This is a genomic window from Nocardia sp. NPDC051052 (genome assembly GCF_044456045.1).
GTDB lineage: Bacteria > Actinomycetota > Actinomycetes > Mycobacteriales > Mycobacteriaceae > Nocardia.
Window position 1 is genome coordinate 113,267 of record NZ_JBITFL010000009.1, and the last position, 15,321, is coordinate 128,587.

Below are 15,321 nucleotides of genomic sequence, written 5' to 3' on the forward strand. Positions count from 1 at the left end.
CACGCGCACCGGCTTATACGTCGAGGAAGCGAACGTCCTTGGCATTACGGGTGATAAAGCTGCGGCGGGCCTCTACGTCCTCGCCCATCAGCACGCTGAACAACTCGTCGGCCGCGGCGGCGTCGTCCAAGGTGACCAGCTTGAGCACGCGCACCGAGGGGTCCATTGTGGTCTCCCACAGTTCCTTGGCGTTCATCTCGCCGAGACCCTTGTAGCGCTGGACGCCGTCTTCCTTGTTGATCTTCTTGCCCGCGGCGAGACCGGCTTCGATCAGGCCGTCGCGTTCACGGTCGGAGTAGGCGAACTCCGGTTCGCTGCGCTGCCACTTGAGCTTGTACAGCGGCGGCTGGGCCAGATACACGTGGCCCTGTTCGACCAGCGGGCGCATGAACCGGAACAGCAGCGTCAACAGCAGGGTCGCGATGTGCTGGCCGTCGACGTCGGCGTCGGCCATCAGCACGATCTTGTGATAGCGCAGCTTCGCGATATCGAACTCATCGTGGATGCCGGTACCGAACGCGGTGATGATCGACTGAACTTCGTTGTTCTTGAGGACGCGGTCGATGCGCGCCTTCTCGACGTTGATGATCTTTCCGCGCAGCGGCAGGATCGCCTGGTACATCGAGTCGCGGCCGGACTTGGCCGAGCCACCGGCGGAGTCGCCCTCGACGATGTAAATCTCGGACTTGCTCGGATCCTTGGACCGGCAGTCGGCCAGCTTGCCCGGCAAACCACCGAGATCGGTCGCGCTCTTGCGGCGCACCAGCTCTCGGGCCTTACGTGCGGCCACCCGCGCCTGCGCCGAGGAGACCGCCTTGTTCACGATGGTCTTCGCGTCGGCCGGGTTGGCTTCGAACCAGTGCGAGAGGTGCTCGTTGCACGCCTTCTGCACGAACGACTTGACCTCGGTGTTGCCGAGCTTGGTCTTGGTCTGGCCCTCGAACTGCGGCTCGGAGACCTTCACGCTCACGATCGCGGCCAAGCCCTCACGAATGTCGTCACCGGTGAGGTTGTCGTCTTTCTCCTTGAGGAGTTTCTTGTCCTTGGCGTACTTGTTGACCACGGTGGTCAGCGCCGCCCGGAAACCTTCCTCGTGGGTGCCGCCCTCGTGGGTGTTGATGGTGTTGGCGAAGGTGTGCACCGACTCGGAGTAACCCGAGTTCCACTGCATCGCGACCTCGAGCTCATGGCCGGTGCCTTTACCGGTGAACCCGACGACGGAGTTGTGGATCGGCTGCTTGGTCCGGTTGATGTGGCGCACGAAGTCCTCGAGACCACCCGGATAGTGGTAGGTACGTGTCTTCACCTTGTGCTCGACCGGCGCGGCGACAGCATTCGGATCCGTATGCTTCGGCGCGTCAGCGGTCTCGCTGACCACCTCGTCGGTGATTTCGGCTGCGGTGACGCGTTCGTCGGTCAGGGTGATGGTGAGGCCCTTGTTCAGGAACGCCATCTCCTGCAGCCGGCGGGCCACGGTCTCGAAGTTGTAGGTGGTCGTCTCGAAGATGTTCGGATCGGCCCAGAAGCGGATCGTGGTGCCGGTCTTCTTGGACGGGTCACCCTGGAGCAGCTTGCCCGGGACCGAGTCCTTGTACGTCTGGCTCCAGTGGAAGCCGTCGCGGTCGATCTCCGCCTCGAGCTGTGAGGACAGCGCGTTCACCACGGAGATACCGACGCCGTGCAGACCACCGGACACCGCGTAGGAGTCGGAGTCGAACTTGCCGCCCGCGTGCAGCTGGGTCATGACCACCTCGATGGTGGGGACACCCTGCGCGTGCATGGCCACCGGAATACCTCGGCCGTCGTCGACCACCTCGACGCCGCCGTCGGCGAGCAGGGTGACCTCGACCTTGGACGCGTACCCGGCCATCGCCTCGTCGACGGAGTTGTCGACGACCTCCCAGATCAGGTGGTGCAGGCCACGCTCACCGGTGGAACCGATGTACATGCCGGGACGCTTGCGGACCGCCTCGAGTCCCTCGAGGACCGTGATGGACGAGGCGCCGTAGTCCGCCTTGCCCGAGGTAGCGTTGGTCGAGCCCGATGCGTTGGAGTCGTTGGCAGCCACTGGTCGGTAGCTCTCCTTACTTGCTGATCCTCCTGGCGAGGCACTGCACAGCATGCGTTGGTCCCTGGCCATGACTGCTCGAGAAATACAGGGCCACGCGGGCTGTACGGGACGCACCGAAGGTGATCGCCGCTAGTTACGTCACCATCCTACTGGTAGACCCAACCTACAGTGCACCTACGACACCCCTGACGGCTCCGTGAATGCGAGAAATTGGATTGCGGCGAGTCTGTTCCGCCCCTCGGGCCTTCAGCTCGCCCCTGGGATGATTCGGACGGCAGGCATCGAAGGGCCGTCCCGGTGACACGCGGCCGCGGGGCAGTATGCCCGCATTTCGGGGTCCTCGGGTGTAGCCGACAAGTTACTCACCGAGCCTGCGCGATCAAGTGCGATGTCGACTTCGCCGACGATTCGGTCTGCGAACAGGGCGGTAGATCAAATATCAGGGGTTGGCCGGTTCGACCTTGGTCGAGCGCTGTGCTGCCGGAAAGGTTCAGCTATTGCTGCTCGACTGAAATCGGTTGGCGCATCGAGCGATACCGATACCCGGTTTCACGTGGAACGCGGTCGGCTTACCCGTAGGTATCGCGCGGTCCGCGGCCGCGCACGTGACGTTCGCCCTTGCGCCAGCTGGGTGCCGCGGGGCCAGTGATCTTCAGCGACGTCACCACACCTGGTCCGACCGCAGCGTTGATCTTCGCCAGGATCTGGCTCTGCAACATCCGCAATTGGGTTGCCCACGCGGTCGATTCGGCCGCGATGCTCAGCACGTTGTCCTTCAGGGTCACCGGGGTGGCGTGCGAGGCGATGTCCTCGCCGACGACGCCGGCCCAGCGGCCGAACACCATCCCCTCGGCGACCTTGGTGGACCAGCCGCGGTTCTTCGCGAGCGAACCGGTCAGCTTGCCGAACAGTTGGGGATCACGCGCGTCCGGTCCAGCTCCCGACCAACCGCTGCGGCGGCGGGCCCCCGTCCGCAACTTGCGCTGCGGGGAGGATCGCCCCTGTCCGACGGACTTACCACTCGCCTTCGCCGCCGCGCGGGCCTCCTCGAGCGCCCGCCTGGCCAGATCGACTCCGCGCAACTCCGGCTCTTGCCCTGCCGGTTCGGCGCCTTTTTGATCGGTCACCAGGCTCCTCTCATGTCGCGCGGCCAGAGGGCCACTCTACGACAGGGCACCGACAAAACAGCTGCCTCGGGCGCCGCGAACGACGCATCAGTTCTCCACAGGCCCTGTTGATAACCATGCTTTTCTGTGCATACGTCACAGTGCGAACGCGAATGTCACGATGACGGCGTGGCGGGCTCGGCGATCCGTGAGGTCCGCCCGTCCGGCCCGCCACTGGTTTCCACCCGCAGCGGCACGGCGGCGAGTTCGGCGGGCACGTCCTCCGGTACCGCGGCGGTGATCAACACCTGTTCCGCGCCCGCCGCGACGGCCGCGAGGGCGGTGCGACGGCGGCGGTCGAGTTCGGCGAACACGTCGTCGAGCAGCAGCACGGGCTCGGATCCGGTAGCGCGCAACAAATCGAACGCGCCGAGGCGCAGCGCCAACGCGAACGACCAGGATTCGCCGTGACTGGCGAAACCCTTGGCCGGCGCCGCGCCGAGGTTCAGGTCGAGCTCGTCGCGGTGCGGGCCGACCAGGCAGACACCGCGCTCCAGTTCCTTCGGCCGGGCCGCGGCGAGCTCGCGCAACATGATCGCCTCCAGCGCCTCGGTGTCGTCCGGCTGGGGTTCCCTTGCGGGGTCCAGGAATTCGGGCGGCAGCGTCGCGCTGCGGTAAGCGATTGTGGCGGGGCGAGATTCGGGAGCGATCGACGAATATGCCTGGGCGAGGTACGGGTACAGATCGTGCACCAGGCGCAGCCGGTACGTCAGCAGCACCGAGGCGTGCGTGGCCAAGTGGCCGTCCCACACATCGAGGGTGCCCAGGTCCGCCCTCGATCTCGCTTGCCGCCCAGCGGTTTTCAACAATGCCGAGCGCTGACGCAGCACCCGGTCGTAATCGCTACGGACGGCGGCGAGCCTGGGCAGGCGGGCGGTGCACAACTCGTCCATGAAGCGCCGGCGCTCGCCCGGGTCGCCGCGCACCAGCGCGAGATCCTCGGGCGCGAACAGCACCGTCTGCAGGATGCCGAGGATCTCCCGTGGTCGCCGCGCGGGCGAGCGGTTGATCTGCGCGCGGTTGGCGGTGCCCTGGTTCAGCTCGATGTCGATGCGCAGTTCGCGGCCGCTGTTGACGACGGACGCGCCGATCCGTGCCTTGTCGGCGCCCAGCCTGATCATCGGGGCGTCGGCGGCGACCCGATGCGAGCCGAGGGTGGCCAGGTAGCCGATCGCCTCGAGCAGGTTGGTCTTGCCGTTGCCGTTCGAGCCCAGGAAAACCGTTCGGCCTGGGGATAATTCGAGTTCCGCGTGTTCCCAGGAGCGGAAGTCACGCAGCGACAGTGTTCTGATGAACATCCGCTACCTGGCCCCTACCTGCGCGAGTCCGGCCATCCCGAGTTGTGCACAACGCCTCGACGCGAGCACCGAAACCGTTGGCGCCCAACCACAGTGTGTGGATGACCTGTGCATGAATGCTGCCGAGCTCGACCACCTTGCCATCGAATCCCGCAGCGTCGCTACCGGTTTCGTGGCGACCGCGGCAGTGGCCGAACTCGGATCGCGGTCGTGCACAGGTGCTCAGCCCGGCAGCCGGACCGGCATCAACAGGTAGGTGTACGGGCTGTCCAGGGCCACGAACGCACCCGACTCGAGCACCTTCGGCTCGTCCTCGACGGCCGGCAGCAGCACCGCGGGACGGCTCGGCGTGGTGAAACCGAAGGTGACCCGCTCGGCGTGCAGCGCGGACAGGCCGTCGATCAGGTAGCCGGGGTTGAACGCGATGGTCAGCGATTCGCCGCGGAAGTCGGCCTCCAGCCATTCCTCGGCGCGACCGGCGTCGTCACCGCCCGCGGACAGCAGCAGGCCCTCGGTGGAGAACTCCAGCCGCACCTGGGCGCCACGCTCGGCGACCAGCGCGACGCGCTTGATGGCCTCGGTCAGCACGGACACCTGGAGGGTGGCGATCGAGGTGTGTTCCTTCGGCAGCAGCTGACGGAACTTGGGGAATTCGGCATCGAGCAGGCGCGTGGTGGTCCGGCGGCCCGCGTTCACGATGCCGAGCAGACCGTCCGAGCCCGCCCCGGTACCGAGCGAAAGCTGTACGGGCGCATCGGAAGCGCCGAGCGTCTTGGCGGCCTCGGACAGCGTCCGCGCCGGAATAAGCACCGAGGTCTCGATGGCGGCGTCGGCGGGCGACCACTCGATGTGCCGGACCGCGAGCCGGAATCGGTCGGTGGCCGCGAGCACCACCTTGGAGCCCTCGATCTCGACGCGGATGCCGGTGAGCATCGGCAGCGTGTCGTCGCGGCCAGCCGCAACGGCGACCTGGCCGACCGCATTGGCGAACACGTCGACGCTGAGCTCGCCGGACTGCTGCGGCACCTCGGGAAGCTGGGGATAGTCCTCGACCGGCATGGTCGGCAGCGAGAACTTGGCGCTGCCACAGGCGATCAGCACGCGGGTGCCGTCGACGGACACGTCCACCGGCTTGTTCGACAGCGACTTGGTGATGTCGGCGAGCAGCCTGCCGGAGACCAGTACCTCGCCGGGACCGGCGACCTCGGCGGCGACGCGCATCTGCGCGGAGACCTCGTAGTCGAAGCCGGAGACAGTGAGCCCGCCCTCGTCGGCAACGAGCAACACGCCACCGAGCACCGGGACCGGCGGCCGGGACGGGAGGCTACGTGCCACCCAGGCAACGGATTCCGCGAAGTCCTCTCGGGCGACCCGAAACTTCATGCTTGCAAGCTCCATCGCCCGATCTGTCCTCTCCCAGTTCCGTGAGCTGTTATGCGGTGGCCGGACATTCGTCCTCCAAGCCTGTCGGCTCGTTCAACGTTGATTCGCGCAGGATGTGGATCGACCGCCATGGAAAGTGTGGCACAGGCGACCGACACCAAACCGTACCCGCGACGAGCCCCATGGCCTAGCCCGACCCTCCGGTGGTTCTTGATGGCCCGATGTTCGTGACGCCGGTGAGTGCGCGGCAGGTGTGTGTGGATCCTGCGGGGCGAGTGGACGGGTCTGGTGAATCACACCGATGAGCCGTCGCCGTGCTGAGCGATCGGTTGACCGATGTCGAGGACTGCGGAGTCCGGCGACCGAAGTGTGGATCGCGGATCTGCTCGGGCTCGTCTCCTTGCCTGGGGACGAGAGCGGTTCGAGTCGTGAGCCTCTTCGACCCGACTTTCCACACACCTGTTTTAAAGAAGGTTCTTCTAGGAGAAGAACTGAAGTAGTAGTAGGCACTGTGGAATCTGTGCACCGAGGCCGAATCCGCAGGTCAGCGTGCGTGGTGCCGTGGGGATGGCCGCGGGGTGTCTCGAGGATGAACGAGCGGCGTCTGTGGAGTTCCGAAGTTGTCCCATATTCATCCTCGAGTGCTCCTCGAGTTGTTCCACCGAATTCACCCGGTTGTTCACACGTGTGTACCGATGCGTGCACAACTCGAGGAATCCTCGAGGACTCCACATGGACTCCTCGAGGATTCCCCACCCCCTCGACCGACTGCCGCGCTGGTCACCGCCTGTGCGCAAGTTCGCCTGGGGATACTGGGGATAAGTCCCTGTTAGCGGACGCCGCACAGCTCATCCCCACACCTGTTAGCCAACCGGTGCACAACTAGCTGTTTCCTCGAGGACTCCACAAGGATTCCTCGAGGAATCCACAGGCCACAAAAAAGCACCGCCCCAGGTCAGGGGCGGTGCGGGGGTGTTAGTGAAACTCAGCGCGAGCGTTGCTTGATTCGGGCTGTTAGTTCTTGCACCTGGTCATAGACCCGGCGGCGTTCGGTCATCTCCTTGCGGATCTTTTTCTCCGCGTACATCACCGTGGTGTGGTCGCGGCCGAACGCCTGGCCGATCTTCGGCAGCGACAGATCGGTCAGCTCACGGCACAGATACATGGCGATCTGCCTGGCCTGCGCCAGCGGCCGCGCCTTACCCGGCCCGGTCAGCTCCTCGAGCGTGGTGTTGAAGTACTCGGCGGTGACGGCCATGATCGTCGCCGCGTTGATCTCCAACGCCGCGGTGTCGGGCATTAGATCGCGCAGCACCACCTCGGCCAGCGGCAGGTCCAGTGGCTGACCGTTCAGCGACGCGAACGCGGTGACCCGGATCAGCGCGCCCTCCAGCTCGCGGATATTGCGTTCCACCCTGGTGGCGATCAGTTCCATCACGTCGTGCGGCACATCGAGGCGGTCCATCCGAGCCTTCTTGCGCAGAATGGCGATGCGCGTCTCCAGCTCGGGCGGCTGCACGTCGGTGATCAGGCCCCACTCGAACCTGGTCCGCAGCCGTTCCTCCAGTGTGGCGAGCTGTTTGGGCGGGCGATCCGAGGAGACGACGATCTGCTTGTTGGCGTTGTGCAGGGTGTTGAAGGTATGGAAGAACTCCTCCTGGATGCCTTCCTTGCCCTCGATGAACTGAATGTCGTCGACCAGCAGGATGTCGGTCTCGCGGTAGCGGCGTTTGAACGCCACCTTGCGGTCGTCCCGCAGGCTGTTGATGAAGTCGTTGGTGAACTCTTCGGTCGAGACGTACTTCACCCGCATGCCGGGGAACAGCCGCTGGGCGTAGTGGCCCGCCGCGTGTAGTAGGTGCGTCTTGCCCAAACCTGAAGCACCCCAGACGAATAAGGGGTTGTAGGCGCGGGCGGGTGCTTCCGCGATGGCGACCGCGGCCGCGTGTGCGAAGCGGTTGGACGCGCCGATCACGAACGTCTCGAAGGTGTACTTCGCGTTCAGGCTGGCCGAGGAACTCGACGGCGCCGCGCTCTCCTGCGACTTGGTGAAGTAGGTCGGCCAGGAATTACGGGCGTTGACCACGGGCTCGTCGTCGCGGTCGGTGCGCGGGCTCTCGGATTCCCGGACTGATCTCTCCGAGTCGCGAACCGACCTGTCGGAGTCGCGGGCCGGCTCGTGCGCGGCCGCCATGCCTTGGTCGTCGGATTCGGCGGCCTCGCGCACCGGCGCGCGGACCGGACCGCGCATCGCCGCAGGGCCGGGTTCGGGTGTGAACAGGGACTCCTGGCCGGGCGGGATCGATTCGCGGCGCGGGGGCAGGCCCTGATCGCGGCGTTGTGCGGGTTCGTGCCTCGGGGCGGACTGCATATCGGCCTGGGCCGGGTAGTCGTCGCGGGCGTAGTCCTGGCGGTCGTACTCGCCGGCGGCGGCGTAGTCCGGTGTGTACTCGTTGTCGGAGTAGTCGGATCCGCCGTTGTAGCTGGGGGCCGGGGCATAGTCGTTGGACTGGGGATAGTCGTTGGACTGGGCGTAGCGCGGTTGCTGGTATTCGTCGCGGCCTTGGTAATCGCCGGGATAACCGCCCTGGCCGCGTCCGTTGTCGCGGGGGTCGCTATCGCGGGGCCCGTTGTCCCTTGGTCCACTGTCGCGAGGTCCGCCATCGCGGGGGCCATTGTTCCGCGGCCGTTCGGGCATGCTCGTCATCCGGGCATGCCTGGGGTTACTGCTGGTCCGCTCGTTGTTCGGGGCGGTCGGAGCGGCGATGCGCACGCCGAGTCCCTCCACCTGGGGACCGAGGCGCCGGGCCAGTGACCGCAGGATCGGCTCGCGCAGATCGCGTTCGATGGCCTCCTGAGCCAACGAGGAAGGCACCGAGAGCAGGGCGAAACCCTGCGCCACCGTCAGCGGCTTGACCAGTTTCAGCCAGGCCTGCTGTGCTCGGGTCACGGGCGGAATGGCACCGTCCGGTGAGCCGGTGGTCAGCTCGGCAACTACCTCGGGCCACACCGTGGCCAACACGTTCTGCTCGTCGTCCATGCAGTTTCCTCCCCGGAAGTAGGTCGATAGGAGCAGACGGCCGGGGCACGCGGGGAGGCAGTGGTGACGACCATGCTCGGGTCGGTACCGTGATCCTGCGTACTTCCGTAACCGGTTCGGACGCTGCCCAGATCCCCATTCCGGGCGGCGGCGTGGCACCGTCGGCCCTACGAATATGCCACTCCAGGGGTCTTTCCACACAATTATCCACAGATGTGGAGAACCCTGGGGAGTTGTGAAATGCGGCTGCGCGCGCCGTACATAACGCTCTGACCTGCGGTTCTGTAGCAACCCTTCGGCAACGTAGGTTGCTGATCCGTTCGGGCGTGGCTAGGGGTGTGGACGAACTCACGCCGATGTCCACAGGGTCTGACCGTGATATGCACAGCTTCGGGATGAGCCGAACGGGTTCGTGCAGGTCGGACCTCCGAGGCCGGTCGGGTGGGGCGAGTTTGACCCGCTCCGAGGCGATCAGTACCCTCGTACAGTCACCCTTTGGTGCGGTGGCGGTCTTGTGCTGACCGCGTGTAGGTCGTGATCGACCGACTGTGCGCCAAGACCGACGCGCCGATGATGACCAGACCTGCGATTCATCGCGAATACCTGTTTCACCGAAAAAGCTTCGGGCACTAACTGGTGCCCACTGACTCGAGGAGTGTTGACCGTGGCCAAGGGCAAGCGGACGTTCCAGCCGAACAACCGTCGTCGGGCGCGCGTCCACGGCTTCCGTCTCCGGATGCGTACCCGTGCGGGTCGCGCCATCGTTGGGGCGCGCCGCCGCAAGGGCCGCGCCGAACTCACTGCCTGATCCTCCGCGGACGCTCGGGTGTTGCCTGAGCCGTATCGGTTGCATCATCGTGCCGACTTCTCCCGGACGGTGCGCCGCGGCCAGCGGATCGGGAGGCGAGATCTGGTCGTACACGTGCTCACGCATGGGTATGACGGAGTCGTGGACGTGAATGGACGACATGGTGATCCAGCCGGTGCGCTGATCCGCGTAGGCGGGCCACGCTTCGGGCTGATCGTCAGCAAGGCGGTGGGCAACGCGGTGATTCGACACCGTGTGGCCCGCCGCCTGCGTCATATGTGCCTCCAGATAGTCCCCGAGTTGCCTGCCGACGCCGACATCGTGATCCGTGCGCTGCCCGGCGCCGCAGCCGCCTCCTCGGAGGAACTGCTGCGCCAGCTGCGTGCCGCCATCCGCAAGCTCGGTGTCGGATCGACTGGCGCGGCAAGTGTCGGATCAGCATGAGCCGCGCCGCGAAGATCGGTCGGCTACCGGCCAACGCACTGATCTTTCTGATCGAGTTGTATCGGATCTATGTCTCCCCCACCCGCATGCCGGTGTGCCGTTTCACCCCGACCTGCAGCGAATACGCGGTCACCGCATTGCGGACGCGCGGGCTGTTCATCGGCCTCGGATTGGCAGCCGTGCGACTGGCCAAATGTGCACCCTGGCACCCTGGTGGGTGGGACCCCGTTCCGGAGCGGAAGCGAAGCACCGTTCGCACCGCACCCGGGACCGTGGCAGCCACCGATCCGGCGCCGCAGGAAGCCAACCTGCAGGCCGACCCGGTGTCGGAGCCGAACGCTTGGAAAGGATCACCGCGCGCGGTGATCGGCGATACGAACGACGGGAGTGCATAGAGCCGTGCTCGACTTCATTTATTATCCGGTGTCCTGGATCTTGTGGTTCTGGCACCGGGCGTTCTCGTTGGTGCCCGGTCTCGGTAAAGACAGCGGCATCGCCTGGGCACTCGCCGTCGTGTTCCTGGTGTTCACGTTGCGTGTGCTGCTCTACAAGCCGTTCGTGAAGCAGGTACGCACCACCAAGCAGATGCAGGAGCTGCAGCCGCAGATCAAGGAGCTGCAGAAGAAGTACAAGAACGATCGCCAGAAGATGGCGACCGAGATGCAGAAGCTGCAGAAGGATCACGGCTTCAACCCGTTGATGGGCTGCCTGCCGATCCTCGCGCAGGTTCCGGTGTTCCTCGGTCTGTTCCACGTGCTGCGCTCGTTCAACCGGACCGGTCACGGTTTCGGCCAGCTCGCCATGTCGATCGACCAGAATGCGAACACGCCGAACTACGTGTTCAACGCGGCCGACGTGCAGTCGTTCCTGAGCGCCCGCCTCTTCGGCGCGCCGATCTCGTCCTTTATCACCATCCCCGACTCCGAGCTGCGCGCCTTCGCCATCGACGGCCTCGGGCTGCCGAACAAGGTCAGCATCGCCGTCGTCGCGATCCCGTTGATGATCATCGCCGGTCTGGCGACCCACTTCAACGCCCGCGCCTCGGTGGCCAGGCAGACGCCGGAGGCGGCCGCCAACCCGCAGGCCGCGATGATGAACAAGCTCGCGCTGTGGGTCTTCCCGCTCGGCGTGCTCGTCGGTGGTCCGTTCCTGCCGATCGCCATCCTCCTGTACTGGGTCTCCAATAACATCTGGACCTACGGGCAGCAGCATCTCGTCTTCGGCCGCATGGAGCGCGAAGCGGAAGAGAAGAAGCAGGCCAAGCTGGAGCAGCGCGCGCAGAATGCGCCGAAACCCGGTGCCAAGCCGGTCAATACGCGGAAGAAGCCGACGGCCGATGCCCTCGAGGATGCGGTGGACACCGCGGTGGACGCGGTCGACGCCCCGCCCTCGACCAACGGGACCGCCAAGACCACCGGCAAGGCCACGGGACAGCGCAGGCCGGGTGGCCAGAAGCGACCGGGCGGCAACCGCGGCAGGGCGAACCAAAAGCGCCGCCGCTGATCGCATTTCGGTGGTCGGTCGGCCACCACGCTGAGCAACCCCTTGATCGCGCACCGTCGGCGGCGAGCGCACGGCGAGCGCGATGAGCAGATGAAGGAAATCAAATGACAGTTGAGACCGACGGAGGGGACGCCACAGTGGCGACGACGATGGTGAACGCCGGAACGGACGCCGACGATGTCGTGAACGATGCCGAGGAAGCCCTGATCGAAGAGGGCGAGATCGCGGGCGACTACCTCGAGCAGCTGCTCGACGTGCTCGACTTCGACGGCGACATCGATCTCGACGTCGAGGGCGACCGGGCCATCGTGAGCATCGACGGTGGCCGGGATCTGTCAAAGCTGGTGGGCCGCAACGGCGAAACGCTCGACGCGCTACAGGAGCTGACTCGGCTGGCGGTGCAACAGGCCACCGGCGTGCGCAGCAGGCTGATGCTCGACGTGGCCGGCTGGCGCGCCAAGCGCCGGGAAGACCTCAGCGCGCTCGGTACCGCTGCCGCGCAGCGGGTGCTGGAGTCCGGTGCGCCGGAGTCGTTGTCCCCCATGACCCCGTTCGAGCGCAAGATCGTGCACGACGCGGTGTCGGTGATCGACGGCGTCGCCAGCGAGAGCGAGGGCGTCGAGCCGAACCGGCATGTTGTGGTTGTTCCGTCCTGAGCGAAAGCCGGACACGTCAGGGGCACGGCGTATTTCGTCACCCTGACGGGTAATGGTTGGATAGGGCCTCTGGTCTTCGGATCGGGGGCCTTGTTCATGTCCGGCAGCTGATTGTCCGCGCGTCGCCGGTCCCCTGATCGACTCGAGTCCGGAAGGATGTTTCACGTGGAACGAGATCTCGGTGAAACCACCGCGTTGCCCGCCGAGCTGGAACCGCCGGCATCGGCAGCGGCGGTATTCGGCGACCGACTCGATCTCGCCCGCCGGTACTGTGCGGCGCTCGCCACCGCCGGCGTGGAGCGCGGACTGATCGGCCCGCGCGAGGTCCCCCGCCTCTGGGATCGCCACATCCTCAACTGCGCGGTCATCGGCGAACTGATCGCCGAAGGCGCCTCCGTGGTCGACATCGGCAGCGGCGCCGGACTACCCGGCATCCCCCTCGCGATCGCCCGCCCCGACCTCCGCATCACCTTGGTCGAACCGCTGCTGCGCCGCACCATCTTCCTGAGCGAGTTCATCGAGGCGGCCGGCCTCGACGTCACTGTCGTGCGCGGTCGAGCCGAACAATCCGGGGTCCTGAAGGAAGCAGGCGGCGCCGACGTAGTCACCTCCCGCGCGGTCGCCCCGCTCGGCAAGCTGGCGCAGTGGTCCCTCCCCCTGCTCCGCGACCACGGTCGGATGCTCGCACTCAAAGGCGTTAGCGCCGCCGAGGAACTCGCCCGCGACGGCGAGGCGCTGGAGCGAGCAGGCGCAGGCAACCCCATGGTCGTCGAATGCGGCGCCGGACTCGTTTCCACCCCCACCTTGATCATCAGCGCCGAACGCCTCCCCCGCGCCGAGCGCGCGCCACGACGACGGAGCGAGCACGCGACCGCCCGCCGGGAGGCGAAGGCTGCCAAGCGGGCTGGCGAGTCCGAGTCGGGTCGCACTCGTAAGAGGAAGTAGTACGGCGCTTCTTCTGCGGCGATTCTCGGTGCTGTCGGTGTCACGTCGCGGCTGTCCGTAACGGACTGGGTCCTTTGGAATTCGATGTCCCGCCATCGCACGGTGACTCATCGAATCATTGACTCGTTGTGACCCGGCTGGCATCTGGATCACCTAAGTCACGCACCCGCGCACGTTTCGACAACTGCGTCCTGTCGGCAGCCGTGTCGGCGATCCCGCGACTCGGTACCCCGCCGCCCCGGCGACCTTCCCCTGTCGCGGCTGACTAGCGTCTCGGCGATCTCATGCCTAGGGCTTGTTGGCTCGCTTCTCGATAGCCCGAGTCCTCACGGATGTGCGTCGCAGCTACCCTGCAACGCCGCGACCCTTGCCATCGGCTTTGTCTGCGACTCACCATCTCCGCGGCCCTACGGGTGCGAATCTCGGTAGCCAGTGCCCGCACTGGGATGCTGAGCGTGATCGGCTGGCCGGGAGGTACCGGGCCGCTGGCCCACCGCAGCGCGCCGCAGGTTGTGAGACTCGGTGGGCAGCAGGCGGAGACCGCTGAGTCACGCAAGCCATTCGACGACTCCGCAATCCGGCAACGTGGCGACCTGGCAACCCGAGATCAGCGACCCAACGACTCCACCATTCCAGCGACCGGGCGACCGGGCGGCCCGGCGGCCCGGCGGCCCGGCGGCCCGGCGACCCGACGACCCGACGACCCGACGACCCCTCAATCCGGCCGCTCGATGATTCCGCAATTCGGCCACCCCGCGCCCGCACGACCCTGCAACCGCAAACTGGCGATCGGCGACTCCATGATCCAACGACCCGCGATCGGCAACCTCTGGTCGGCAATCCGACGATGTGCTGTCCGGGCGCCGACTGCCTCGCGATCCGGCGATTCAGCCAACCGTGCCCGGCACACCGCAATCCGGCAGCCCGCGACCGCCCACGACTTGCTGACCCTGCGACCCTGCCATTCGCAGGCTGGGCCGCTTGCGACAGGCGGCCATGCGATTGACGGTGTGCAGTGAGGCGTTGCTGCGCGGTGGACTTGGCCGTGAGATTGCCGGTTCTGGTCTAGGCGGGCGGGTACGTAAGTAATTCGCGCGGGCTGAACTGCGGCACGGCGGTTGCGCTCTACCGGGATTCGAGAAGCAGCCCAAATGTTTCCCGTGAAACGTCCGACCGGATCGGTCCAGCCAGATAGTTGACCGAGAGTCGACACGCACTTGTTAGAAGGCGGGACCTGGCGGACCCGCGACCAACAAGCTGGGTCGTGGGCAGCGGTCGGTCGCGGATGGCCGAATCGCCCGTTCGCGGGGTTGCGGGTCAAGGAGTCGTTGGACGGCCGGGCTCGTCGGTCGCTGGTTCTTCAGATCCTGAAGTCGTCGGCTCGCCGATCGCCCTTCGCCAGGTCGCGCGGTGGGCCGGTTGCGGAGTCGTTGAGTAGCTGGGTCGCGTCGCGGGGTCGCCGGATGGCCGGTCGCGGTTGGCTCGATCCGCGGATTGTCGATAGCGGGTCGGCGATCGCGGATGGCTAGGGTTGCGGGGGCGGCAAATTGTGGCGTGGTCGAGTAGCTGGGTCGCGGGCGGTCGTGGGTCGCCGAGTTGTCGGATCGTGAGGCCACGAAGCCACTTGGGTGCGGCGCGGTCGCCGGGTTGTGAGTCGTCAGGGTCGTAGCGCCTACTGCCGAGCCACCGAGCCACCGAGCCACCGAGCCACCGAGCCACCGAGCCACCGAGCCACCGAGCCACCGAGCCACCGAGCCACCGAGCCACCGAGCCACCGGGGCGCCGATCGCAGGGGCTCGGGTCGGCGATCGCGGTCGCGAGACGGGGTGGGCGCGGGTCGTCCGATCGTGCGGCCGCGAGGTCGCCCGGAGCGCAGGTGGCGGATCGCCGCGTCACCGGATCGTGGAGGCCACGCGGTCAGCCGGATTGCCGATCGCGGGGTCCTCGGTGCGGCGGGTTGTCGGATTGTGAGGCGATGACGCCACTCGGTCGCCGGTTCGTGGAGCC

General features: G+C 66.4%; 11 protein-coding genes. 6 read left to right on the forward strand and 5 right to left on the reverse strand.

All coding sequences use genetic code 11. The features are described 5' to 3' along the window. Nucleotides 1-13: 13 nt before the first annotated feature. The 5 genes from gyrB to dnaA all read right to left on the reverse strand — a co-directional run bounded on the left by gyrB (nt 14) and on the right by dnaA (nt 8,958). Entirely contained in the window at nt 14-2,068 is a 2,055-nt protein-coding gene (gyrB, locus tag ACIBCN_RS29220) for a DNA topoisomerase (ATP-hydrolyzing) subunit B (protein ID WP_396994903.1), read from the reverse strand. A 572-nt stretch (nt 2,069-2,640) separates the two neighbouring features. Further along, nucleotides 2,641-3,201 carry a DUF721 family protein gene (locus tag ACIBCN_RS29225; protein WP_396995168.1) on the reverse strand — a complete coding sequence of 187 codons (561 nt, stop codon included), beginning with the start codon at nt 3,199-3,201 and terminating at the stop codon, nt 2,641-2,643. 152 nt (nt 3,202-3,353) lie between these two features. After that, the gene (gene recF / locus ACIBCN_RS29230) at nt 3,354-4,535 is read right to left on the reverse strand and encodes a DNA replication/repair protein RecF (protein ID WP_396994904.1); all 1,182 of its coding nucleotides are present in this window, start codon (nt 4,533-4,535) and stop codon (nt 3,354-3,356) included. A gap of 222 nt (nt 4,536-4,757) precedes the next feature. Then, nucleotides 4,758-5,933 carry a DNA polymerase III subunit beta gene (gene dnaN, locus ACIBCN_RS29235; protein WP_396994905.1) on the reverse strand — a complete coding sequence of 392 codons (1,176 nt, stop codon included), beginning with the start codon at nt 5,931-5,933 and terminating at the stop codon, nt 4,758-4,760. Between the two features lie 970 nt (nt 5,934-6,903). Continuing rightward, the gene (gene dnaA / locus ACIBCN_RS29240) at nt 6,904-8,958 is read right to left on the reverse strand and encodes a chromosomal replication initiator protein DnaA (protein ID WP_396994906.1); all 2,055 of its coding nucleotides are present in this window, start codon (nt 8,956-8,958) and stop codon (nt 6,904-6,906) included. 664 nt (nt 8,959-9,622) lie between these two features. On the opposite strand from dnaA, the gene rpmH reads away from it, so the two are divergent. The 6 genes from rpmH to rsmG all read left to right on the forward strand — a co-directional run bounded on the left by rpmH (nt 9,623) and on the right by rsmG (nt 13,314). After that, nucleotides 9,623-9,766, forward strand: a complete 144-nt coding sequence (gene rpmH / locus ACIBCN_RS29245) for a 50S ribosomal protein L34 (RefSeq protein ID WP_396994907.1) — start codon at nt 9,623-9,625, stop codon at nt 9,764-9,766. Between the two features lie 18 nt (nt 9,767-9,784). After that, complete coding sequence (rnpA, locus tag ACIBCN_RS29250; protein ID WP_396994909.1) at nt 9,785-10,210, forward strand: ribonuclease P protein component; 426 nt, start codon at nt 9,785-9,787, stop codon at nt 10,208-10,210. Next, nucleotides 10,207-10,605, forward strand: coding sequence for a membrane protein insertion efficiency factor YidD (gene yidD, locus ACIBCN_RS29255; RefSeq protein ID WP_396994910.1), 399 nt, complete (start codon nt 10,207-10,209; stop codon nt 10,603-10,605). The genes rnpA and yidD overlap by 4 nt, the downstream gene beginning before the upstream one ends. 4 nt (nt 10,606-10,609) lie before the next feature. After that, the gene (gene yidC, locus ACIBCN_RS29260) at nt 10,610-11,713 is read left to right on the forward strand and encodes a membrane protein insertase YidC (protein ID WP_396994912.1); all 1,104 of its coding nucleotides are present in this window, start codon (nt 10,610-10,612) and stop codon (nt 11,711-11,713) included. Nucleotides 11,714-11,817: 104 nt separating this feature from the next. Continuing rightward, nucleotides 11,818-12,369, forward strand: coding sequence for a protein jag (locus tag ACIBCN_RS29265; RefSeq protein ID WP_379283167.1), 552 nt, complete (start codon nt 11,818-11,820; stop codon nt 12,367-12,369). 156 nt (nt 12,370-12,525) lie between these two features. Continuing rightward, nucleotides 12,526-13,314, forward strand: coding sequence for a 16S rRNA (guanine(527)-N(7))-methyltransferase RsmG (gene rsmG / locus ACIBCN_RS29270; RefSeq protein WP_396994914.1), 789 nt, complete (start codon nt 12,526-12,528; stop codon nt 13,312-13,314). Nucleotides 13,315-15,321 lie beyond the last annotated feature (2,007 nt).